At 66.6% G+C, this 18,979-nt stretch carries 30 protein-coding genes and 2 pseudogenes; all 32 read right to left on the bottom strand.

Going from position 1 to position 18,979, the window contains the following annotated elements:
• Nucleotides 1-53: 53 nt before the first annotated feature.
• Complete coding sequence (rplQ, locus tag ACVDFE_RS09220; RefSeq protein WP_458430189.1) at nucleotides 54-662, bottom strand: 50S ribosomal protein L17; 609 nt, start codon at nucleotides 660-662, stop codon at nucleotides 54-56.
• Nucleotides 663-709: 47 nt separating this feature from the next.
• Nucleotides 710-1,768 (bottom strand): DNA-directed RNA polymerase subunit alpha, encoded by a 1,059-nt coding sequence (locus ACVDFE_RS09215; RefSeq protein ID WP_053733132.1) that lies wholly within the window; start codon nucleotides 1,766-1,768, stop codon nucleotides 710-712.
• 148 nt (nucleotides 1,769-1,916) lie between these two features.
• The gene (rpsD, locus tag ACVDFE_RS09210; protein ID WP_089915251.1) at nucleotides 1,917-2,522 is read right to left on the bottom strand and encodes a 30S ribosomal protein S4; all 606 of its coding nucleotides are present in this window, start codon (nucleotides 2,520-2,522) and stop codon (nucleotides 1,917-1,919) included.
• Between the two features lie 23 nt (nucleotides 2,523-2,545).
• Nucleotides 2,546-2,953: a 30S ribosomal protein S11 gene (gene rpsK / locus ACVDFE_RS09205; protein WP_086669042.1), complete on the bottom strand. Its 408-nt coding sequence runs from the start codon at nucleotides 2,951-2,953 to the stop codon at nucleotides 2,546-2,548.
• A 37-nt stretch (nucleotides 2,954-2,990) separates the two neighbouring features.
• Nucleotides 2,991-3,371: a 30S ribosomal protein S13 gene (gene rpsM, locus ACVDFE_RS09200; RefSeq protein WP_053733134.1), complete on the bottom strand. Its 381-nt coding sequence runs from the start codon at nucleotides 3,369-3,371 to the stop codon at nucleotides 2,991-2,993.
• 217 nt (nucleotides 3,372-3,588) lie between these two features.
• Entirely contained in the window at nucleotides 3,589-3,702 is a 114-nt protein-coding gene (gene rpmJ, locus ACVDFE_RS09195; protein ID WP_010148647.1) for a 50S ribosomal protein L36, read from the bottom strand.
• A 25-nt stretch (nucleotides 3,703-3,727) separates the two neighbouring features.
• Nucleotides 3,728-3,949 carry a translation initiation factor IF-1 gene (gene infA / locus ACVDFE_RS09190; RefSeq protein ID WP_005166804.1) on the bottom strand — a complete coding sequence of 74 codons (222 nt, stop codon included), beginning with the start codon at nucleotides 3,947-3,949 and terminating at the stop codon, nucleotides 3,728-3,730.
• A gap of 342 nt (nucleotides 3,950-4,291) precedes the next feature.
• Entirely contained in the window at nucleotides 4,292-5,065 is a 774-nt protein-coding gene (gene map / locus ACVDFE_RS09185; protein WP_458430188.1) for a type I methionyl aminopeptidase, read from the bottom strand.
• 53 nt (nucleotides 5,066-5,118) lie between these two features.
• Nucleotides 5,119-5,679 carry an adenylate kinase gene (locus tag ACVDFE_RS09180; RefSeq protein ID WP_360395742.1) on the bottom strand — a complete coding sequence of 187 codons (561 nt, stop codon included), beginning with the start codon at nucleotides 5,677-5,679 and terminating at the stop codon, nucleotides 5,119-5,121.
• Complete coding sequence (gene secY, locus ACVDFE_RS09175; RefSeq protein ID WP_360396061.1) at nucleotides 5,679-6,992, bottom strand: preprotein translocase subunit SecY; 1,314 nt, start codon at nucleotides 6,990-6,992, stop codon at nucleotides 5,679-5,681. The genes ACVDFE_RS09180 and secY overlap by 1 nt, the downstream gene beginning before the upstream one ends.
• A gap of 591 nt (nucleotides 6,993-7,583) precedes the next feature.
• Nucleotides 7,584-8,024: a 50S ribosomal protein L15 gene (rplO, locus tag ACVDFE_RS09170; RefSeq protein ID WP_360395741.1), complete on the bottom strand. Its 441-nt coding sequence runs from the start codon at nucleotides 8,022-8,024 to the stop codon at nucleotides 7,584-7,586.
• Entirely contained in the window at nucleotides 8,021-8,206 is a 186-nt protein-coding gene (gene rpmD / locus ACVDFE_RS09165; RefSeq protein WP_045309828.1) for a 50S ribosomal protein L30, read from the bottom strand. Before rpmD ends, rplO begins: the two co-directional genes overlap by 4 nt.
• A gap of 2 nt (nucleotides 8,207-8,208) precedes the next feature.
• The gene (gene rpsE / locus ACVDFE_RS09160; RefSeq protein ID WP_030473451.1) at nucleotides 8,209-8,817 is read right to left on the bottom strand and encodes a 30S ribosomal protein S5; all 609 of its coding nucleotides are present in this window, start codon (nucleotides 8,815-8,817) and stop codon (nucleotides 8,209-8,211) included.
• Between the two features lie 34 nt (nucleotides 8,818-8,851).
• The gene (rplR, locus tag ACVDFE_RS09155) at nucleotides 8,852-9,253 is read right to left on the bottom strand and encodes a 50S ribosomal protein L18 (protein ID WP_360395738.1); all 402 of its coding nucleotides are present in this window, start codon (nucleotides 9,251-9,253) and stop codon (nucleotides 8,852-8,854) included.
• Between the two features lies 1 nt (nucleotide 9,254).
• A pseudogene (gene rplF, locus ACVDFE_RS09150) lies at nucleotides 9,255-9,795 on the bottom strand (50S ribosomal protein L6).
• Between the two features lie 12 nt (nucleotides 9,796-9,807).
• Nucleotides 9,808-10,206: a 30S ribosomal protein S8 gene (rpsH, locus tag ACVDFE_RS09145; RefSeq protein WP_030473454.1), complete on the bottom strand. Its 399-nt coding sequence runs from the start codon at nucleotides 10,204-10,206 to the stop codon at nucleotides 9,808-9,810.
• Between the two features lie 115 nt (nucleotides 10,207-10,321).
• A complete protein-coding gene (locus ACVDFE_RS09140; protein WP_030473455.1) occupies nucleotides 10,322-10,507 on the bottom strand; it encodes a type Z 30S ribosomal protein S14 in 186 nt (61 codons plus the stop codon).
• A 4-nt stretch (nucleotides 10,508-10,511) separates the two neighbouring features.
• A complete protein-coding gene (gene rplE, locus ACVDFE_RS09135; protein ID WP_360395736.1) occupies nucleotides 10,512-11,075 on the bottom strand; it encodes a 50S ribosomal protein L5 in 564 nt (187 codons plus the stop codon).
• A 2-nt stretch (nucleotides 11,076-11,077) separates the two neighbouring features.
• The gene (rplX, locus tag ACVDFE_RS09130) at nucleotides 11,078-11,392 is read right to left on the bottom strand and encodes a 50S ribosomal protein L24 (protein WP_045309812.1); all 315 of its coding nucleotides are present in this window, start codon (nucleotides 11,390-11,392) and stop codon (nucleotides 11,078-11,080) included.
• Between the two features lie 2 nt (nucleotides 11,393-11,394).
• Nucleotides 11,395-11,763 (bottom strand): 50S ribosomal protein L14, encoded by a 369-nt coding sequence (gene rplN / locus ACVDFE_RS09125; protein WP_089915281.1) that lies wholly within the window; start codon nucleotides 11,761-11,763, stop codon nucleotides 11,395-11,397.
• A 70-nt stretch (nucleotides 11,764-11,833) separates the two neighbouring features.
• On the bottom strand, nucleotides 11,834-12,115 hold the full coding sequence (gene rpsQ / locus ACVDFE_RS09120; RefSeq protein ID WP_089949051.1) for a 30S ribosomal protein S17: 282 nt from the start codon (nucleotides 12,113-12,115) through the stop codon (nucleotides 11,834-11,836).
• Nucleotides 12,112-12,354, bottom strand: a complete 243-nt coding sequence (gene rpmC / locus ACVDFE_RS09115; RefSeq protein WP_053733144.1) for a 50S ribosomal protein L29 — start codon at nucleotides 12,352-12,354, stop codon at nucleotides 12,112-12,114. The genes rpsQ and rpmC overlap by 4 nt, the downstream gene beginning before the upstream one ends.
• Nucleotides 12,354-12,773 carry a 50S ribosomal protein L16 gene (gene rplP / locus ACVDFE_RS09110; RefSeq protein WP_030473461.1) on the bottom strand — a complete coding sequence of 140 codons (420 nt, stop codon included), beginning with the start codon at nucleotides 12,771-12,773 and terminating at the stop codon, nucleotides 12,354-12,356. The genes rpmC and rplP overlap by 1 nt, the downstream gene beginning before the upstream one ends.
• Nucleotides 12,774-12,776: 3 nt before the next feature.
• Nucleotides 12,777-13,610: a 30S ribosomal protein S3 gene (gene rpsC, locus ACVDFE_RS09105; RefSeq protein WP_360395734.1), complete on the bottom strand. Its 834-nt coding sequence runs from the start codon at nucleotides 13,608-13,610 to the stop codon at nucleotides 12,777-12,779.
• On the bottom strand, nucleotides 13,610-14,008 hold the full coding sequence (gene rplV, locus ACVDFE_RS09100) for a 50S ribosomal protein L22 (protein WP_285643061.1): 399 nt from the start codon (nucleotides 14,006-14,008) through the stop codon (nucleotides 13,610-13,612). Before rplV ends, rpsC begins: the two co-directional genes overlap by 1 nt.
• Nucleotides 14,009-14,042: 34 nt before the next feature.
• Complete coding sequence (gene rpsS, locus ACVDFE_RS09095; RefSeq protein ID WP_030478300.1) at nucleotides 14,043-14,324, bottom strand: 30S ribosomal protein S19; 282 nt, start codon at nucleotides 14,322-14,324, stop codon at nucleotides 14,043-14,045.
• Nucleotides 14,325-14,342: 18 nt separating this feature from the next.
• Nucleotides 14,343-15,176: a 50S ribosomal protein L2 gene (rplB, locus tag ACVDFE_RS09090; RefSeq protein ID WP_065915973.1), complete on the bottom strand. Its 834-nt coding sequence runs from the start codon at nucleotides 15,174-15,176 to the stop codon at nucleotides 14,343-14,345.
• A gap of 19 nt (nucleotides 15,177-15,195) precedes the next feature.
• On the bottom strand, nucleotides 15,196-15,495 hold the full coding sequence (gene rplW / locus ACVDFE_RS09085) for a 50S ribosomal protein L23 (RefSeq protein WP_065915972.1): 300 nt from the start codon (nucleotides 15,493-15,495) through the stop codon (nucleotides 15,196-15,198).
• A pseudogene (gene rplD, locus ACVDFE_RS09080) lies at nucleotides 15,492-16,179 on the bottom strand (50S ribosomal protein L4). The gene rplW and the pseudogene rplD overlap by 4 nt, the downstream one beginning before the upstream one ends.
• Nucleotides 16,179-16,829, bottom strand: coding sequence for a 50S ribosomal protein L3 (rplC, locus tag ACVDFE_RS09075; RefSeq protein WP_360395731.1), 651 nt, complete (start codon nucleotides 16,827-16,829; stop codon nucleotides 16,179-16,181). Before rplC ends, rplD begins: the two are co-directional and overlap by 1 nt.
• 27 nt (nucleotides 16,830-16,856) lie before the next feature.
• A complete protein-coding gene (rpsJ, locus tag ACVDFE_RS09070; protein ID WP_003938093.1) occupies nucleotides 16,857-17,162 on the bottom strand; it encodes a 30S ribosomal protein S10 in 306 nt (101 codons plus the stop codon).
• 590 nt (nucleotides 17,163-17,752) lie between these two features.
• On the bottom strand, nucleotides 17,753-18,946 hold the full coding sequence (gene tuf, locus ACVDFE_RS09065; protein ID WP_360395730.1) for an elongation factor Tu: 1,194 nt from the start codon (nucleotides 18,944-18,946) through the stop codon (nucleotides 17,753-17,755).
• Nucleotides 18,947-18,979: the final 33 nt, after the last annotated feature.

The following is an 18,979-nucleotide window of genomic DNA, read 5'->3' as shown; positions in this document are numbered from 1 at the left end:
AACGAGCCCGCCGTCCCCGGAAGCGGGAACGGCGGGCTCGTCAGCGGTCAGACTCAGGACTTGTCCTTGGCGGACTCGTCCTTGGCCTCTTCCGCCTTGACGTCCTCGGCCGACGGCTCGCCGTCAACCTCGACGGCACCCTCAGCGGGCTCCGCGGCGGCGTCCTTGGTGGCGGACTCGGGCGCGTCGGCGTCCTGGTCCTTCACCTCGTCGTCCGCCTCGACGACCGGGGCCTCGGCGGCGGCCGGCTTCTCGTCCTTGGCGAACTTGGTCTTGCGCGCAGCCTCGGCCTCGGTGGAGACGAGCTTCTGCTGCACCAGCTCGATGATGGCCATGGGGGCGTTGTCGCCCTTGCGCGCCAGCGTCTTGGTGATGCGGGTGTAGCCACCGGAACGGTCGCTGAAGAACGGACCGATCTCGGCGATCAGCTTGTGCACGACGTCCTTGTCGCGGATCAACTTCATGATCTCGCGGCGGTTGTGCAGGTCGCCGACCTTCGCCTTGCTGATGAGCTTCTCGGCGTACGGACGCAGCCGCTTCGCCTTCGCCTCAGTGGTCTTGATCCGGCCGTGCTCGAACAGCGCAGTCGCCAGGTTGGCGAGCAGCAGCCGCTCGTGCGCCGGGGACCCACCGAGCCGGGGGCCCTTGGTAGGGGTGGGCATCGCTTACTCCTGTAACTGTTGCGATCCTCTAGCTCTGGTTCAGAGCCTCAGAGCTGCTCGGTCTCCGCGTAGTCCTGGCCGTCGTCGTGGGGGTCCAGGCCTGCGCCGGCACCCCAGCCCGTGTCGGACGGGTGGTAGTCCGACGCGGCGGCGGACGGGTCGAACCCAGGAGGCGAGTCCTTCAGCGCGAGGCCGAGGCCGACGAGCTTCATCTTGACCTCGTCGATCGACTTCGCACCGAAGTTGCGGATGTCCAGCAGGTCCGCTTCGCTGCGCGAAACCAGCTCGCCGACGGTGTGGATGCCTTCCCGCTTGAGGCAGTTGTAGGACCGGACGGTGAGGTCCAGGTCCTCGATCGGCATCGCGAACGCGGCGATGGTGTCGGCCTCGGCCGGCGACGGGCCGATCTCGATGCCCTCGGCGTCGATGTTCAGCTCGCGAGCGAGGCCGAACAGCTCCACCAGGGTCTTGCCCGCGGAGGCAACCGCGTCCCTCGGGGTGATCGAGGGCTTGGTCTCCACGTCGAGGATCAGCTTGTCGAAGTCCGTCCGCTGCTCAACACGCGTCGCCTCGACCTTGTACGTCACCTTGAGAACCGGCGAGTAGATCGAGTCGACGGGGATGCGGCCGATCTCGGCGCCCGCCTGCTTGTTCTGGACAGCCGGGACGTAGCCGCGACCGCGCTCGACGACGAGCTCGATCTCCAGCTTCCCCTTGCCGTTCAGGGTCGCGATGTGCAGGTCGGGGTTGTGCACGGTGACACCGGCCGGAGGCACGATGTCGCCCGCGGTCACCACACCGGGGCCCTGCTTGCGCAGGTACATGGTCACCGGCTCGTCCTCCTCGGACGAGACGACGAGCTCCTTCAGGTTCAGGATGACGTCGGTGACGTCCTCCTTCACCCCGGGAACCGTGGTGAACTCGTGCAGCACGCCGTCGATGCGGATGCTCGTGACAGCAGCACCGGGGATCGACGAGAGCAGCGTGCGGCGGATCGAGTTGCCGAGCGTGTAGCCGAAGCCCGGCTCCAGCGGTTCGATGACGAACCGGGAACGGGTCTCGGAGACCGCTTCCTCGCCGAGCGAGGGGCGCTGGGAAATCAGCACTGGGTTCAACCTTTCTACAACGACGCCCGCTATTTGACGCCGTCACGACGCCGGTGCGGAGACCGGCAAACGCACTCGGCACACCCTTCGCGCCGATGCGGGACCCGACCCGAGCGACCGTCCACGAGGGACAGTCGCCCGGAGAGGATCACTTCGAGTAGAGCTCGACGATGAGCTGCTCGGTGACAGGCGTGTCGATCTGCGCGCGCTCGGGCAGCTGGTGCACGAGGATGCGCAGGTTCGAGGGGACGACCTGCAGCCAAGCCGGGATCGGGCGGTCACCGAAGGACGCGCGAGCAGCCTCGAAGGGCAGCGTCGGCATGGACTTCGGCTTCACGTCGATGATGTCGAACTTCGACACCTGGTAGCTCGGGATGTTCACCTTGTGGCCGTTGACCAGGAAGTGACCGTGAGCGACCAGCTGACGGGCCTGGCGACGCGTGCGGGCGAGGCCCGCGCGGTACACCACGTTGTCGAGGCGGGCCTCGAGGATCTGGAGCAGGTTCTCGCCGGTCTTGCCGGGGCGGCGAACCGCTTCCTTGTAGTAGCGGACGAACTGCCGCTCAAGAACGCCGTAGGTGTAGCGAGCCTTCTGCTTCTCCTGGAGCTGCAGCAGGTACTCGGACTCCTTGACCCGGCCGCGGCCGTGCTGGCCGGGCGGGTACGGACGGCGCTCGAAGGCCTGGTCCCCACCAACGAGGTCGACCTTCAGGCGACGCGAGATGCGCGTCGCGGGTCCCGTGTAACGAGCCATTAGTTCTTACTCCTCCCCGTGCCTCAGACCCGGCGCCGCTTGGGCGGGCGGCAGCCGTTGTGGGGCTGCGGGGTCACGTCCTGGATGGTGCCGACCTCGAGACCGGCGGCCTGCAGCGAACGGATCGCGGTCTCACGGCCGGAGCCGGGACCCTTGACGAACACGTCCACCTTGCGCATGCCGTGCTCTGCGGCCTTGCGGGCGGCGTTCTCGGCAGCCATCTGCGCCGCGAACGGCGTGGACTTGCGAGAACCCTTGAAGCCGACGTGGCCGGCGGACGCCCACGAGATCACGTTGCCCATCGGGTCCGTGATGGACACGATGGTGTTGTTGAACGTGCTCTTGATGTGCGCCTGGCCGTGCGAGACGTTCTTCTTTTCCTTGCGCCGGATCTTCTTGACCCCGGCGCCCGTGCGGGACTTCGGTGGCAAAACAAACTCCTAAGTTGAGGGCAGCAGACCCGAGGTCTTACTTCTTGCCGGCCTTCTTCTTGCCGGCCACGGTCTTCTTCGGACCCTTGCGGGTACGAGCGTTCGTCTTGGTGCGCTGCCCGCGAACGGGCAGGCCGCGACGGTGCCGAAGACCCGCGTAGCAGCCGATCTCCATCTTGCGACGGATGTCGGCCGCGACCTCGCGACGGAGGTCACCCTCGACCTTGAAGTTGTTCTCGATGTAGTCCCGCAGGGTGGCGACGTCGTCGTCCGTCAGATCCTTCACCCGGAGGTCGGGCGAGATCGACGTGGCGGCCAGCACCTCCTTGGAACGGGTGCGGCCGATGCCGAAGATGTAGGTGAGCGCGATCTCCATCCGCTTTTCGCGGGGGAGGTCGACGCCAGCGAGTCGTGCCATGTGGCGGTTAACTCCTGTCGATTACTTCCAGGTCTGCTCCTCGCCCAGTTCCGGCGACTGACTCGCTGTGTCGTTCCGGCTGCTCTCACAGCCGGTGTCCCGGCCCCGGCCTGGAATCCGGGGGTGTCCGCACGCTTGAAGCCCTGCGTGCGGCAGGTGCGAGGAGTTTCTCGTTACTGCGTCATCGAAGGTCTCGACGAGCGCGTGGTGGAGCTGCTCAGCCCTGGCGCTGCTTGTGGCGCAGGTTCTCGCAGATCACCATGACCCGGCCGTGACGGCGGATCACCTTGCACTTGTCGCAGATCTTCTTGACGCTCGGCTGGACCTTCACGCCTGAAGTCTCCTGCTATTGGAGGTCACTTGTAGCGGTAGACGATGCGCCCGCGGGACAGGTCGTAGGGCGAGAGCTCCACGACAACCCGGTCCTCAGGGAGGATGCGGATGTAGTGCTGACGCATCTTGCCGCTGATGTGCGCGAGTACCTTGTGACCGTTCTCCAACTCGACGCGGAACATCGCGTTGGGGAGCGGCTCGACTACGCGGCCCTCGACCTCAATGGCCCCGTCCTTCTTGCCCATGTCCTCCGCGTTTCGTGACGGTGATAATAACCTTTGGACGCGTTTCGGCCCGGCTCGATCTCACCTTGAAGGGCACGACAGAACCGGCGCTACGGGTGCGCCACCTGACCAGTGTACGCAGTTCACCCCGGCAACCCAAATCGGGCCCCGTGCGCCCCGCTGAACAGTGCCGCGCCGCCTGTGCGCGGTGTCGCTGGAACACCGCTGAGCTGCATCGACGAGCGCGGGACCGGAGCTCAGGTCCGACGGCGGCCCGCTCGCCACTCGGGGCGCGACAACGGCACGGCCCCCGCCTCGCGTGGAGACGGGGGCCGTGCCGGAGACGTTCGTGGTGCTGCCGGGTCACTCCTCGGGCGCGGTGAGCACCCAGGGGCCGTCCTCGGTGATGGCGACCGAGTGCTCCCAGTGCGCGGCCCGCGTCCCGTCGAGCGTGACGACGGTCCAGCCGTCGTCCAGCTCCTGGGAGTCGTCGGAGCCGAGCGTGAGCATCGGTTCGATCGCGATGGCCATGCCGACCTTCAGGCGCGGGCCCTTGCCGGGCTTGCCGTAGTTCGGCAGGAACGGGTCCATGTGCATCTTGGTGCCGATGCCGTGGCCGCCGTAGTCCGCGACGATGCCGTACTCGATGCCGTCGCGCTCACCGGACTCGATCGCCGAGGACTCGATGGCGAACGAGATGTCGGTGAGCTTCCCGCCGGGCACCGCGGCCTCGATGCCCGCGAGCATCGACAGCCTGGTCGCCTCGGAGAGCCGGTGGTCGGCCGGCGAGAGCTCGCCGACGCCCACGGTGACCGCCGAGTCGCCGTGCCAGCCGTCGAGGATGGCACCGCAGTCGATGGAGATGAGGTCGCCCTCGGCGAGCACCTGCTTGCTGCTGGGGATGCCGTGGACGATCTGCTCGTTCACGGAGGCGCAGATGCTCGCGGGGAACCCGTGGTAGCCCTTGAACGACGGGACGGCGCCGGCGTCGCGGATCGTCTGCTCCGCGATCTCGTCGAGCTCCTGCGTGGAGACACCGACCTTGACCGCGTCGACGACGTTGCGCAGGGCCCTGGCCACGACCAGGCCGGAGGCGCGCATGGCCTCCAGCTGGCCGCGGGTCTTGATCTCGATCATGCGTTCACTGCCTGGGGAAACTAGAGACCGGAGTCGGTCGAGCAGTCCACCGGTCACTTCTCGCCGCGCAGCGCGTGCAGCGCAGCGAGGGCCCGCTCACTGATTTCGTCGATCTCACCGACGGCGTCGATGGTGATGACCTTGTCCGCGTAGTAGTCGAGCAGCGGCGCGGTCTCGTTGCGGTACACCTGCTGCCGGTGCCGGATGACCTCTTCCTTGTCGTCCGTGCGCCCGCGCGCCAGCAACCGCTCCACCACGACGTCCTCGTCGACCCGGAACTCCAGCACCGCGTCGAGCCCGTGTCCGTCGACCGAGAGGAACTCAGCGAGCTTGTCGGCCTGCGCCACGTTGCGCGGGAACCCGTCGAGCAGGAACCCGTCCGTGGCGTCGGACTCGGCCAAGCGCTTGCGCACCATCTCGTTCGTGATGCTGTCCGGTACGAGAGCGCCCTCGTCGAGGATGCTCTGCACCTCCAGCCCGAGCTCGGTCTGGTTGCTGATGTGTGACCGGAAGAGGTCGCCCGTCGAGATGTGCGGCACGCCGAGCTTGGTGCTCAGCACCTCGGCCTGAGTGCCCTTGCCCGCACCCGGCGGGCCAACGAGAACAAGTCGCACTAGCGGAGGAACCCTTCGTAATTGCGCTGCATGAGCTGGCTCTCGATCTGCTTCACGGTGTCGAGACCGACACCGACCATGATCAGAACCGCGGTACCGCCGAACGGGAAGTTCTGGTTCTGGCCCTCGCTGGTGATGTCGAGGAACAGGTTCGGCAGGATCGCCACGATGCCGAGGTAGAGCGAACCGGGCAGCGTGATGCGGCCCAGGACGAACTTGAGGTACTCGGCGGTCGGGCGACCGGGACGGATGCCGGGGATGAAGCCACCGAACTTCTTCATCTCGTCAGCGCGCTCGTCCGGGTTGAACGTGATGCCGACGTAGAAGTAGGTGAAGAAGACGATCAGCAGGAAGTACGCGCTGATGTGCACCCAGCTCGACTGCTTGACCAGGTAGGTCTGCACGAACGTGGTGAACCAGTTGGGCTCACCCGTGGAGTTCGTGAGGCGGACGATCAGGTCCGGCAGGTAGAGCAGCGACGAGGCGAAGATGACCGGGATGACGCCGGCCTGGTTCACCTTCAACGGAAGGTAGGTCGAGGTGCCGCCGTACATGCGGCGACCGATCATGCGCTTGGCGTACTGCACCGGGATGCGGCGCTGCGCCTGCTCGACGTAGATGACGCTCGCGATGATGATCAGAGCGGCGATGATGACGAGGACGAAGGTGATCCGCGACTGGTCCTTGTCCCAGATGTTCTTGCCCTCGGCCGGGATGCGGGCGGCGATGCCGGTGAAGATCAGCAACGACATGCCGTTGCCGATGCCCTTCTCGGTGATCAGCTCACCCAGCCACATGATGACCGAGGTACCGGCCGTCATCGTGATGACCAGCACGATCAGCGTGAAGATGCTGTCCTTGCCGGGGATGACGTCCTGGTCGCACTCGCCGAACAGCTGCCCGCGCACCGCCAGCGCCACCAGACCGGTGGACTGCAGGATCGCCAGCCCGATCGTGAGGTAGCGGGTGTACTGCGTGAGCTTGCCCTGCCCGGCCTGCCCTTCCTTCTTCAACTGCTCGAACCGCGGGATGACCACGGTGAGCAGCTGGATGATGATGCTCGCGGTGATGTAGGGCATGATCCCCAGCGCGAACACCGACAGGTTGAGCAACGCACCACCGCTGAACAGGTTGATCAGCGAGTAGATGTTCTGGCCTTCGAGCTGCTCGGCACACGCCCGCACGTTCTTGAAGGACACGCCCGGCGCGGGCATGGTCGCACCAAGCCGGTACACAATGATGATCCCGAGCGTGAAGAGGATCTTCTTGCGTAGATCCGGCGTCGCGAGAGCCGAGCGGAATGCGCCGAGCACGCGAACCTCCTGAGCGTTGCCGACCCCCAGGGACCGGCGCATGCGGTAGATGGCAGGGCCGAGGTAGGTAGCCACGACCAAGCAACCCGGAGGACATCCGGGTTCAGCCCGCAACACTAACAGCCCCCCACCACCTGGTCGTACCCAGTGGCCAATCACAGGTTCAACTCGGTTGATCTCTGCCCGGTCCACTGGTCCTTTCGGGGTACCGAACCCGGACAATCCGTGCTACCAGCAGCCAGAACAGACCCGGCGGAACGTCCACACCACTCTTCGTGTTCCCTCCGATCGGGCGGAAAGTTCAGCTGTTCGCAGAACCCCGCACGCGCGCCGAATCGCGCCGCACCGCGTCGCGCTGCCGAGCCGCACCGCACCACGGTCGGGTTGCACCACGGTCGGGCCGCGGAGTCGCGCCGCAGCACGATCGGGCCGCGCCGGCCCAGCCGACGCCGAAGGCGAGGCGTCAAGGCCCTCCGCGAGCGGTTCCGCGCCGACGTCGCCGTCACCGCCACCGCGCTCGCGGCCACGTCCCCCGGAAACGCCGAAGGGCCCCGGGGCAACGCCCCGAGGCCCTTCAGACAGTCCCGCGGATCAGGCGACCGTGGTCGTCCCACCCGCAGCAGCGATCTTCTCCACAGCGGTCTTGGAGAACTTGTTCGCGGTGATGTCGAGCTTGACGCTGACCTCACCGTCACCCAGCACCTTGACGAGCGAGCCCTTGCGGACCAGCCCGGCCAGCACCAGCGCGGCGACGTCGACCGAACCGCCCTCGGGGAACGAGGCAGCGATGTCGGAGACGTTCACGACCTGGTACTCGGTGCGGAACGGGTTCTTGAAGCCCTTCATCTTGGGCAGCCGCATCTGGAGCGGCATCTGGCCACCTTCGAAGCGCGGCGAGACGTTCTTGCGAGCGCCCGTGCCCTTCGTACCGCGGCCGGCGGTCTTGCCCTTGGAGCCCTCACCACGACCGACGCGGGTCTTGGCGGTCTTGGCCCCGGGGGCAGGACGCAGGTCGTGAATCTTGATGGTCACGACTGGACCTCCTCAACAACCACCAGGTGGCGCACGGCGTGGATCAGGCCGAGCACCTGGGGGGTGTCCTCACGCACGACCGACTGGCGGATCTTGCGCAGCCCGAGGGTGCGCATCGACTCGCGGTGGTTGTGCTTGGTACCGATGGTGCTGCGAACCTGCGTGATCTTCAGCTGAGCCATGATCACACCCCCTGGCCCGCGCGAGCGCGGATCATGCCGGCGGGGGCGACGTCCTCGAGGGGCAGGCCACGACGGGCCGCGACCTCTTCGGGACGCTGCAGGCCCTTGAGGGCCGCCACGGTCGCGTGCACGATGTTGATCGCGTTGTCGGAGCCGAGCGACTTCGACAGCACGTCGTGCACGCCGGCGCACTCGAGGACGGCGCGGACGGCGCCACCCGCGATGACACCGGTACCGGCCGAGGCCGGACGCAGCAGGACCACACCGGCGGCCTTCTCACCCTGCACCGGGTGCGGGATGGTGCCGGCGATGCGAGGCACGCGGAAGAAGTTCTTCTTCGCTTCCTCGACACCCTTGGCGATGGCCGCGGGAACTTCCTTGGCCTTGCCGTAGCCGACGCCGACCATGCCGTCGCCGTCGCCCACCACCACGAGGGCGGTGAAGCTGAAGCGACGACCACCCTTGACCACCTTGGACACGCGGTTGATCGCAACCACGCGCTCGAGGTGCGGGGTCTTCTCCTGGGCCGCGCCGCCGCGGCCGCCGTCACGACGGTCGCGGCGCTCTCCGCGCTCGCCCCCGCCGCCTTCGCGACGCGTACGTCCTGGCATCAGGCGTCCCTCTCAATTCCAGTGATGATCATTGTCAGAACTCCAGCCCCGCCTCGCGAGCGGCATCCGCCAGAGCAGCGATCCGGCCGTGGTACGCGTTGCCGCCGCGGTCGAACACGACCGCCGTGACACCGGCGTCCTTGGCACGGGCCGCGGCCAGCTGGCCGACCTTGGCCGCGCGGGCCTTCTTGTCGCCCTCCAGGGCACGGACGTCGGCCTCCATGGAGGAAGCGGACGCGACCGTGTGGCCCTTCAGGTCGTCGATGATCTGCACGGTGATGTGCTTCGACGAACGGTGCACGACCAGGCGCGGGCGCTCGGCCGTTCCGTTGACCTTCTTGCGGAGGCGGAAGTGGCGACGGGCCTTGGCAACACGACGCCTGGTGGAGATGTCCTTGCCCACCGGCTTGCGCTTCGTAACAGTCGACTCGCTCATGTCACTTACCCGTCTTTCCGACCTTGCGACGGATCTTCTCGCCCGAGTAGCGGACGCCCTTGCCCTTGTACGGGTCGGGCTTGCGCAGCTTGCGGATGTTGGCGGCGACCTCACCGACCAGCTGCTTGTCGATACCCGAGACGGAGAAGCGGGTCGGGGTCTCCACCGCGAAGGTGATGCCCGCGGGGGCCTCGACCTTGACGGGGTGGGAGTAACCGAGCGCGAACTCGAAGCTCAGAGCCCTTGAGCGCGACGCGGTAACCGACGCCGTGGATTTCCATCTTCTTTTCGTAACCCTGGGTCACACCGACGACCATGTTGTGCACCAGCGTGCGCGACAAGCCGTGGAGCGCGCGGTTGCGGCGCTCGTCGTTCGGGCGCTTGACCTCGAGAGTGCCGTCCTCAGCCTTCTCCAGGCTGATCGGCTCAGCGATCGTCAGCGTCAGGGTGCCCTTGGGGCCCTTGATGCTCACGTCCTGACCGGCGATGTTCACGTCGACCCCGGAGGGGACAATGATCGGCTGCTTACCGATGCGCGACATGTCTACTCCCCCTTACCAAACGTAGGCGAGGACTTCTCCGCCCACGCCTGCCTTGTTGGCCTGGCGGTCGGTCATGAGACCACCAGAGGTCGAAATGATCGCCACACCGAGGCCACCGAGAACTCGGGGCAGACCGGTGGACTTCGCGTACACGCGCAGGCCGGGCTTCGACACGCGGCGGAGGCCGGCGATGCTGCGCTCCCGGTTCGGGCCGTACTTCAGCTCGACGACGAGGTTCTTCGCGACCTCGCCCTCCTCGTCGCGGTACGAGGCGATGTAGCCCTCGCGCTTGAGGATCTCGGCGATGTTGGCCTTCAGCTTCGAGTGCGGCATCACGACCTTGTCGTGGTAAGCCGAGTTCGCGTTGCGCAGACGAGTGAGCATGTCTGCGATCGGGTCGGTCATCGTCATGGTGACCTGGTCAACCTTTCTCGCTGCGGTTCACCGCTCGGGGTCCAGACCTGGCCCCCGTGAAGGGGCCAGGACGGTCGCGTGCGGGCCTACAGCGAAGTAATGGTGCTCTGAATTACCAGCTGGACTTGCTCACGCCAGGCAGCTCACCGCGGTGAGCCATCTCGCGCAGGCAGATCCGGCAGAGGCCGAACTTGCGGAACACCGCGTGGGGGCGGCCGCAACGCTGGCACCGGGTGTAGCCCCGGACCTTGAACTTCGGCTTCTTCGCGGCCTTGTTGATCAACGCCTTCTTGGCCATCGACTCAGTTCTCCTTGAACGGGAAGCCCAGGAGCTTCAGCAGCGCCCGGCCCTCCTCGTCGTTCGTGGCGGTGGTGACGACGGTGATGTCCATGCCGCGGGGACGGTCGATCGAGTCGGGGTCGATCTCGTGGAACATCGACTGCTCGTTCAGACCGAACGTGTAGTTGCCGTTGCCGTCGAACTGCTTGCCCGAGAGTCCGCGGAAGTCGCGGATGCGCGGGAGAGCGATCGTCAGCAGGCGGTCGAGGAACTCCCACATGCGGTCGCCGCGCAGCGTGACGCGCGCGCCGATCGGCATGCCCTCGCGCAGCTTGAACTGCGCGATGGACTTGCGGGCCCGACGGATCTCGGGACGCTGGCCGGTGATGATCGACAGGTCCTTGACGGCACCGTCGATCAGCTTGCCGTCACGGGCGGCGTCGCCGACACCCATGTTGACGACGACCTTGACGACGCCGGGGATCTGCATCACGTTGGCGAAGGAGAACTGCTTCTGCAGCTCGCCCTTGACCTCGTCGCGGTAGCGCGTCTTGAGCCGCGGGATGATCTTCTCTGCGGTAGTCATGATCAGATGTCCTTCCCGTTACGACGGGAAATGCGGACCCGCTTGCCCTCGTCGTTCGTACGGTAACCAACGCGGGTCGGCTTGCCGTCCGAGTCGACCACCATCACGTTGGAGACGTTGATCGGGGCTTCCTGGGTCACGATGCCACCCGACTGCGCGCCCCGCTGGGTCTGCGTGATCTTGGTGTGCTTCTTGATCCGGTTGACGCCCTCGACCAGGACCTTGCCGGTCTCCGGGTAGGCCTGGATGACCTTGCCCTTCGCGCCCTTGTCCTTGCCGGCGATTACGACGACCGTGTCGCCCTTCTTCACCTTCATGGTCAGAGCACCTCCGGAGCCAGCGAGATGATCTTCATGAACCTCTTGTCGCGCAGCTCGCGGCCGACCGGGCCGAAGATGCGGGTACCGCGCGGCTCGTTGTCGTTCTTGATGAGCACGGCGGCGTTCTCGTCGAAGCGGATGTACGAGCCATCCGCGCGACGGCGCTCCTTGACGGTGCGGACGATGACGGCCTTGACGACGTCACCCTTCTTCACGCCGGCACCGGGGATCGCGTCCTTGACGGTCGCGACGATGATGTCGCCGATGCCCGCGTAGCGGCGGCCCGAACCACCGAGAACACGGATGCAAAGGATCTCCTTCGCACCGGTGTTGTCGGCGACACGAAGCCGCGACTCCTGCTGAATCACTTACCTGCTCCTGACCATTCCTGGCCCGCCGGATTTCCGACCCGACGGGCTCGGTCTGTCTAGAAAGGACTTACTTGGCCTTCTCGAGGATCTCGACGAGCCGCCAGCGCTTGGTCGCCGACAGAGGCCGGGTCTCCATGAGCAGGACGCGGTCGCCGACGCCCGCCGCGTTCTCCTCGTCGTGCACCTTCACCTTGGTGGTGGAGCGCATGATCTTGGAGTAACGCGGGTGCTTCTTGCGGTCCTCGAGCGCCACGACGATCGTCTTGTCCATCTTGTCGGACACGACGAGGCCCTCGCGGACCTTGCGGTCGTTGCGCTTCTCGGTCTGGACTTCGTTGCTTTCGGTCATGCCGCACCCTCACCAGTGGAATCCGGCGTGACGGAGAGCCCGAGCTCCCGCTCCCGCATCACGGTGTAGATCCGGGCGATCTCGTGCCGGACCGTGCGCAGCCGCCGGTTGTTGTCGAGCTGGCCCGTGGCCATCTGGAAGCGAAGGTTGAAGAGCTCTTCCTTCGACTCCTTCAGACGCAGCACGAGCTCTTCCTCGGTGAGCTCACGCAGCTCAGAAGCGGTGGTACCCGCTGCCATCAGAACTCACCACCCTCACGCGTAACGATGCGGCACTTCATCGGGAGCTTGTGGATCGCGCGGCGAAGAGCCTCGCGGGCCACCTGCTCGTTCGGGAAGGCCATCTCGAAGAGGACGCGACCCGGCTTGACGTTGGCCACCCACCACTCCGGCGAACCCTTACCGGAACCCATGCGGGTCTCGGCCGGCTTCTTCGTCAGCGGACGGTCCGGGAAGATGTTGATCCAGACCTTGCCGCCACGACGGATGTGGCGCGTGATGGCGATACGAGCGGACTCGATCTGCCTGTTGGTGACGTAGGCCGGCTCGAGAGCCTGGATGCCGTACTCACCGAAGGTGACCTTCGTGCCGCCCTTGGCAGCACCCGACCGCTTGGGGTGGTGCTGCTTGCGGTGCTTGACCCTACGAGGGATGAGCATGACTCAGCTCTCCGTCTTCTCTGCAGCAGCCGGGGCCTCGGCCGACGCCGTGGCGTCAGCTGCGGCACGGCCGGCCTCGGTGCTCGTCGCGGTGGTGCCGCTGGCACCCGAGCGACGGGCCCGGTTCGGACGCTCGCCGCGGTCGCGGCGCGGGGCGCGGTCGGCTCCCTGAGCCGGGGCCGCGTCGAGCGCGCGCTTGGCCGAGATGCCACCGACGATGTCGCCCTTGTAGATCCACACCTTCACGCCGATGCGGCCGAACGTGGTGCGGGCCTCGAAGAAGCCGTAGTCGATGTTGGCGCGGAGCGTGTGCAGCGGCACGCGGCCGTCGCGGTAGTGCTCCGAGCGGGACATCTCGGCGCCGCCGAGGCGACCGCCGCACTGCACGCGGATGCCCTTGACCTGCGGCGAACGCATGGCCGACTGGATGGCCTTGCGCATCGCGCGCCGGAAGGCGACGCGGTTGGACAGCTGCTCGGCGACACCCTGTGCCACGAGCTGCGCGTCCGACTCGGGGCTCTTGACCTCGAGGATGTTCAGCTGGACCTGCTTCTTGGTGAGCTTCTCCAGCTCACCGCGGATGCGGTCCGCCTCGGCACCGCGGCGGCCGATGACGATGCCCGGCCGGGCGGTGTGGATGTCGACGCGCACCCGGTCACGGGTCCGCTCGATCTCCACCTTGGAGATGCCGGCACGCTCCATGCCCTTGCCGAGCAGGCGGCGGATCTTGACGTCCTCCGCCACGTACTCGGCGTACTGCTTGTCGGCGTACCAGCGGGACTTCCAGTCGGTGGTGATCCCCAGCCGGAAGCCGTGCGGGTTGATCTTCTGGCCCACTACCGGGTTCCCTTCGCGCTGGTCTTCTTCGGACGCGACTCCACCTCGATGGTGATGTGCGACGTCCGCTTGCGGATCCGGTACGCGCGGCCCTGGGCACGCGGGCGGAAACGCTTGAGGGTCGGACCCTCGTCCACGTAGGCCACCGACACCCAGAGGGTGGACGGGTCCAGGGACAGGTTGTTCTCGGCGTTGGCCATGGCGCTGGCGAGCACCTTCGCGACCGGCTCAGAGGCGGCCTGGGGCGCGAACTGGAGCACGGCCAGGGCCTCGCTGGCGTTACGACCCTTGATGAGCTCGATGACGCGACGCACCTTCATGGGGGTGTCGCGAACGTAACGAGCCCGAGCCACGGCGCGCGGAAACTCCTGCGCCTCAGCGTCCTTACGGGCGTTCATCGCTGCTTTTCCCTTGCTCTTCTCAGTTCGGCGCCTAGCGGCGACGAGACTTCCGGTCGTCCTTGATGTGGCCCTTGAAGGTCCGGGTCGGGGCGAACTCGCCCAGCTTGTGCCCGACCATGGCCTCGGTCACGAACACCGGGACGTGCTTGCGGCCGTCGTGCACCGCGATGGTGTGACCCAGCATGTCCGGGATGATCGTGGACCGGCGGGACCACGTCTTGATGACGGTCTTCTTGCCCGCTTCGTTCTGAACGTCCACCTTCTTGAGCAGGTGGTCGTCGACGAAGGGACCCTTCTTAAGGCTGCGAGGCATCCTTCACTCCCTCCCTGCTCAGCGCTTCTTACCGGTGCGACGACGCCGGACGATGAGCTTGTCGCTTGGCTTGCGGCGGCGGGTACGACCCTCGGGCTTACCAGCCGGGTTGACCGGGTGGCGACCACCGGAGGTCTTGCCCTCACCACCACCGTGCGGGTGGTCGACCGGGTTCATCGCGACACCGCGGACGGTGGGCTTCTTGCCCTTCCACCGCATGCGGCCGGCCTTGCCCCAGTTGATGTTCTGGTGGTCCTTGTTGCCGACCTCGCCGAGCGTGGCGCGGCAGCGCACGTCCACGTTGCGGATCTCACCCGAGGGGAGGCGCAGCTGGGCGTACGGACCGTCCTTGGCCACGAGCTGGACCGAGGCACCGGCCGAGCGCGCCATCTTCGCGCCGCCGCCGGGGCGGAGCTCGATCGCGTGGATCACGGAACCGACCGGGATGTTGCGCAGCGGCAGGTTGTTGCCCGGCTTGATGTCGGCCTTGGGGCCGTTCTCAACCGTGTCACCCTGCTTGAGCTTCTCCGGGGCGATGATGTAGCGCTTCTCGCCGTCGGCGTAGTGCAGAAGCGCGATGCGGGCGGTGCGGTTGGGGTCGTACTCGATGTGAGCGACCTTGGCCGGGATGCCGTCCTTGTCGTTGCGGCGGAAGTCGATCAGGCGGTAAGCCCGCTTGTGACCGCCACCCTTGTGCCGCGTGGTGATCTTGCCCGAGGCGTTGCGGCCACCCAGCTTGTGCAGCGGGCGGATCAGCGACTTCTCCGGAGTCGACCGAGTGATCTCGGCGAAGTCGGAGACGCTCGCACCGCGACGACCGGGAGTCGTCGGCTTGTACTTGCGAATGCCCATCTCTACGCAGTCCTCGTCATCAGGCGGCAGGGCCGCCGAAGATCTCGATCGCCTTGCTGTCAGCCGACAGCGTCACGATCGCGCGCTTCGTGTCCTTGCGCTTGCCGAACCCGGTGCGGGTGCGCTTGCGCTTGCCCTGCCGGTTGATGGTGTTGACGCTGACGACCTTCACGCCGAAGACCTTCTCCACGGCGATCTTGATCTGGGTCTTGTTCGAACCCGGCGCCACCAGGAAGGTGTACTTGTTCTCCTCGAGCAGTCCGTAGGACTTCTCGGAGATCACCGGCGCGAGCAAGATGTCCCTGTGGTCGGGGATCACTTCGAGGCCTCCTCGTCCACCACGGTCGCCGTGGCCTCAGCCGAGCCAGAACCCGACTGGGCCTTGCTGGCGAGGAACACGTCGAGCGAGTCCTTGGTGAACACCACGTCGTCGTTGACGAGCACGTCGTAGGTGTTGAGCTGGTCGGGCGCGATCACGTGCACGTGCTGCAGGTTGCGCACGCTGACCCACGAGACCTCGTCGGTGCGGTTGAGCACCACGAGGACGCGACGGGCCTGGGTGACCGACTCCAGGACCTTGCGCGCGGACTTGGTCGACGGGGTGTCCCCGTCCACCAGGCCGGACACGACGTGCACCTGGTTGGCGCGGGCCCGGTCGGAGAGGGCACCGCGCAGAGCGGCGGCCTTCATCTTCTTGGGCGTCCGCTGCGAGTAGTCGCGCGGCTGCGGGCCGTGGACGACGCCACCGCCGGCGAACTGCGGCGCACGCGTCGAACCCTGGCGGGCACGACCGGTGCCCTTCTGGCGGTACGGCTTCTTGCCACCACCGGACACCTCGCCGCGGGTCTTCGTCGAGTGCGTGCCCTGGCGCGCGGCGGCCTGCTGGGCCACGACGACCTGGTGCAGCAGCGCGACGTTCGCCTGCGCGTCGAAAACAGCCGAGGGGAAGCTCGACCGTGCCGGCGGACTTGCCGTCCGGCGTACGGATCTCAACCGTCGACATCAGGCACCACCCTTCGCAGCAGTCTTGACGAACACCAGACCGCCCTTGGGACCGGGAACCGCGCCCTTGATGAGCAGCAGGCCGTTCTCCACGTCGATCTTGTGCACCTTCAGGTTCTGGGTCGTCACGCGCTCGTGGCCCATGCGGCCGGCCATGCGCAGACCCTTGAAGACGCGACCCGGGGTGGCGCAGCCGCCGATGGAACCCGGCGAGCGGTGCTTGCGCTGGGTGCCGTGGCTGGAGCCGAGACCCCGGAAGTTGTGGCGCTTCATGACACCCGCGGTGCCCTTGCCCTTGCTGGTGCCGGTGATGTCGACAACAGCGCCGGCCTCGAACACCTCAGCGGTGATCTCCTGGCCGACCGTGTACTCGCCGGCGTCCGCCGTGCGCAGCTCCACCAGGTGGCGACGGGGCGTGACCCCGGCCTTGGCGAAGTGGCCCGCGACGGGCTTGTTGACCTTGCGCGGGTCGATCGCGCCGGCCGCCAGCTGGACGGCGGTGTAGCCGTCCTTCTCTTCGGTGCGAACCTGGGTCACGACATTGGGCTCAGCCTTGACGACGGTCACCGGGACGACCCGGTTGTTCTCGTCGAAGACCTGAGTCATGCCGAGCTTGGTGCCCAGGATGCCCTTCATCTGCCTGTCAGACATTGGTCCGTTACTCTCCGCGCCCAACGCTTACTGGATGTTGACGTCGACGCTGGCCGGCAGGTCGATGCGCATGAGCGCGTCAACCGTCTTCGGCGTCGGGTCGAGGATGTCGATCAGCCGCTTGTGCGTGCGCATCTCGAAGTGCTCGCGCGAGTCCTTGTACTTGTGCGGCGAGCGGATGACGCAGTACACGTTCTTCTCAGTGGGCAGCGGCACGGGCCCGACAACCCGAGCGCCGGTGCGCGTCACGGTCTCAACGATCTTGCGCGCAGACGCGTCGATCGCCTCGTGGTCGTAGGCCTTGAGCCGGATGCGGATCTTTTGTCCCGCCATGATGGCTTGCCGTTCCTCTGCTTCTCGTAACCGCTGCGGTGCGGTGCCTCGGATGAGGCCTGTTACAGCCTCTTGGCGCGCTCCGCCCCTGTTGAAGTGTCATGGTGCCCGGTCCACGCGGTCGGGCGTGTCGCGCCCGGTACGCATACCGGTCCCACGCAAGGTCTCCCCGGTGGGATTGGGCCTACCACAGCCCATGCACCCTGATGCCCATCTCCGCAAGGAGGCGTTCACTAACAGGGCGCGGACGCTCGGTCGAAGGAGATGGGCACGCACGGATGCGACCCGGCCTTCGTCGAGCAACCCGTAAAGGATGCCACACGGTCGCGGGGCACTCCAAATCGGGGTGGGTCAGTTGGAGGCAGATCACGTGCGGATCTTGTCCGACGAGCCGCCCGATCGGTCGCGTGTGGACCGACGAGCGAAACGGACCCGTTGTCCGGCAACGAGATCCCCGCGGCGGATCTACCTCGCGCGCCGCGAAACATTTCCGGCGTGAGCTGTCGCACACGCCTGGTCCTGCTACGACGAAGGCCGGGCCAACGCGAACGTTGGCCCGGCCTGACGCCGAACTAACAGCTAGAGCCAGGTCACTTGACGATCTTGGTGACCGAGCCGGCGCCGACGGTGCGGCCACCCTCGCGGATCGCGAAGCGGAGGCCCTCGTCCATGGCGATCGGCTGGATCAGCTTGACCGACATGCCGGTGGTGTCACCGGGCATGACCATCTCGGTGCCCTCGGGCAGGGTCACGACGCCGGTCACGTCCGTCGTCCGGAAGTAGAACTGCGGACGGTAGTTGTTGAAGAACGGCGTGTGGCGGCCACCCTCGTCCTTCGACAGGATGTAGACCTGCGCCTCGAACTCGGTGTGCGGGGTCGTGGTGCCCGGCTTGACGATGACCATGCCGCGCTCCACCTCCTCGCGCTTGATGCCGCGGAGCAGCAGCGCGGCGTTGTCACCGGCGCGACCCTCGTCGAGGAACTTCTTGAACATCTCGATCGAGGTGACAGTCGTCTTCTTCGACTGCTCCTTGATGCCGACGATCTCGATCTCGGAGTTCACGTTGATGATGCCGCGCTCGATGCGACCGGTCACGACGGTGCCGCGGCCGGTGATCGTGAAGACGTCCTCGACGGGCATGAGGAACGGCTTGTCGGTCTCGCGCTCCGGCTCCGGGATCGCCGAGTCGACGGCGGCCATGAGCTCCAGCACGGACTTGCCCCAGGTCTCGTCACCCTCCAGCGCCTTCAGCGCCGAAACGCGCACGACCGGCAGGTCGTCGCCCGGGAACTCGTACTCGGAGAGCAGCTCGCGGACCTCGAGCTCGACGAGCTCCAGGATCTCCTCGTCGTCGACCATGTCGGCCTTGTTCAGCGCGACGACGATGTAGGGGACGCCGACCTGGCGGGCCAGGAGGACGTGCTCCTTCGTCTGCGGCATCGGGCCGTCGGTCGCCGCGACCACCAGGATGGCGCCGTCCATCTGCGCCGCACCGGTGATCATGTTCTTGATGTAGTCGGCGTGACCGGGGCAGTCGACGTGCGCGTAGTGACGGTTCTCCGTCTGGTACTCGATGTGCGCGATCGAGATCGTGATGCCGCGCTGCTTCTCTTCCGGCGCCTTGTCGATCTGGTCGAACGCGAACGAAGCGTTGACATCGGGGTACGCGTCGTGCAGAACCTTGGAGATCGCCGCGGTCAGCGTGGTCTTGCCATGGTCGATGTGACCGATGGTGCCGATGTTGACGTGCGGCTTCGTCCGCTCGAACTTCGCCTTCGCCACTGGATTGTCCTCCTGGACTTCTTTTGCTGGTCC

The sequence above is a fragment of the Lentzea chajnantorensis genome, assembly GCF_054300775.1.
Note: the sequence above shows the minus strand (reverse complement) of the source record. Positions and strands in the feature narration are given on the sequence as shown.

What these genes read in the sequence shown, in the direction of transcription:
- rplE (WP_360395736.1), bottom strand. Translation starts at nt 11,075, where the DNA reads ATGACTACCGCAGAGAAGATCATCCCGCGGCTCAAGACGCGCTACCGC.
- rpsD (WP_089915251.1), bottom strand. Translation starts at nt 2,522, where the DNA reads ATGGCTCGTTACACGGGACCCGCGACGCGCATCTCGCGTCGCCTGAAG.
- rpsQ (WP_089949051.1), bottom strand. Translation starts at nt 12,115, where the DNA reads ATGACCGAAAGCAACGAAGTCCAGACCGAGAAGCGCAACGACCGCAAG.
- rplB (WP_065915973.1), bottom strand. Translation starts at nt 15,176, where the DNA reads ATGGGCATTCGCAAGTACAAGCCGACGACTCCCGGTCGTCGCGGTGCG.
- rpmC (WP_053733144.1), bottom strand. Translation starts at nt 12,354, where the DNA reads ATGGCAGCGGGTACCACCGCTTCTGAGCTGCGTGAGCTCACCGAGGAA.
- infA (WP_005166804.1), bottom strand. Translation starts at nt 3,949, where the DNA reads ATGGGCAAGAAGGACGGGGCCATTGAGGTCGAGGGCCGCGTAGTCGAG.
- rpsE (WP_030473451.1), bottom strand. Translation starts at nt 8,817, where the DNA reads ATGCCAGGACGTACGCGTCGCGAAGGCGGCGGGGGCGAGCGCGGAGAG.
- map (WP_458430188.1), bottom strand. Translation starts at nt 5,065, where the DNA reads ATGATCGAGATCAAGACCCGCGGCCAGCTGGAGGCCATGCGCGCCTCC.
- rplQ (WP_458430189.1), bottom strand. Translation starts at nt 662, where the DNA reads ATGCCCACCCCTACCAAGGGCCCCCGGCTCGGTGGGTCCCCGGCGCAC.
- rpsS (WP_030478300.1), bottom strand. Translation starts at nt 14,324, where the DNA reads ATGCCTCGCAGCCTTAAGAAGGGTCCCTTCGTCGACGACCACCTGCTC.
- rpsJ (WP_003938093.1), bottom strand. Translation starts at nt 17,162, where the DNA reads ATGGCGGGACAAAAGATCCGCATCCGGCTCAAGGCCTACGACCACGAG.
- rplX (WP_045309812.1), bottom strand. Translation starts at nt 11,392, where the DNA reads ATGAAGGTGAAGAAGGGCGACACGGTCGTCGTAATCGCCGGCAAGGAC.
- ACVDFE_RS09140 (WP_030473455.1), bottom strand. Translation starts at nt 10,507, where the DNA reads ATGGCCAAGAAGGCGTTGATCAACAAGGCCGCGAAGAAGCCGAAGTTC.
- rplP (WP_030473461.1), bottom strand. Translation starts at nt 12,773, where the DNA reads ATGCTCATCCCTCGTAGGGTCAAGCACCGCAAGCAGCACCACCCCAAG.
- rpsH (WP_030473454.1), bottom strand. Translation starts at nt 10,206, where the DNA reads ATGACGATGACCGACCCGATCGCAGACATGCTCACTCGTCTGCGCAAC.
- rpsM (WP_053733134.1), bottom strand. Translation starts at nt 3,371, where the DNA reads ATGGCACGACTCGCTGGCGTCGACCTCCCCCGCGAAAAGCGGATGGAG.
- rplC (WP_360395731.1), bottom strand. Translation starts at nt 16,829, where the DNA reads ATGTCTGACAGGCAGATGAAGGGCATCCTGGGCACCAAGCTCGGCATG.
- rpmD (WP_045309828.1), bottom strand. Translation starts at nt 8,206, where the DNA reads ATGGCTCAGCTGAAGATCACGCAGGTTCGCAGCACCATCGGTACCAAG.
- rplV (WP_285643061.1), bottom strand. Translation starts at nt 14,008, where the DNA reads ATGAACGCCCGTAAGGACGCTGAGGCGCAGGAGTTTCCGCGCGCCGTG.
- rplR (WP_360395738.1), bottom strand. Translation starts at nt 9,253, where the DNA reads ATGAGCGAGTCGACTGTTACGAAGCGCAAGCCGGTGGGCAAGGACATC.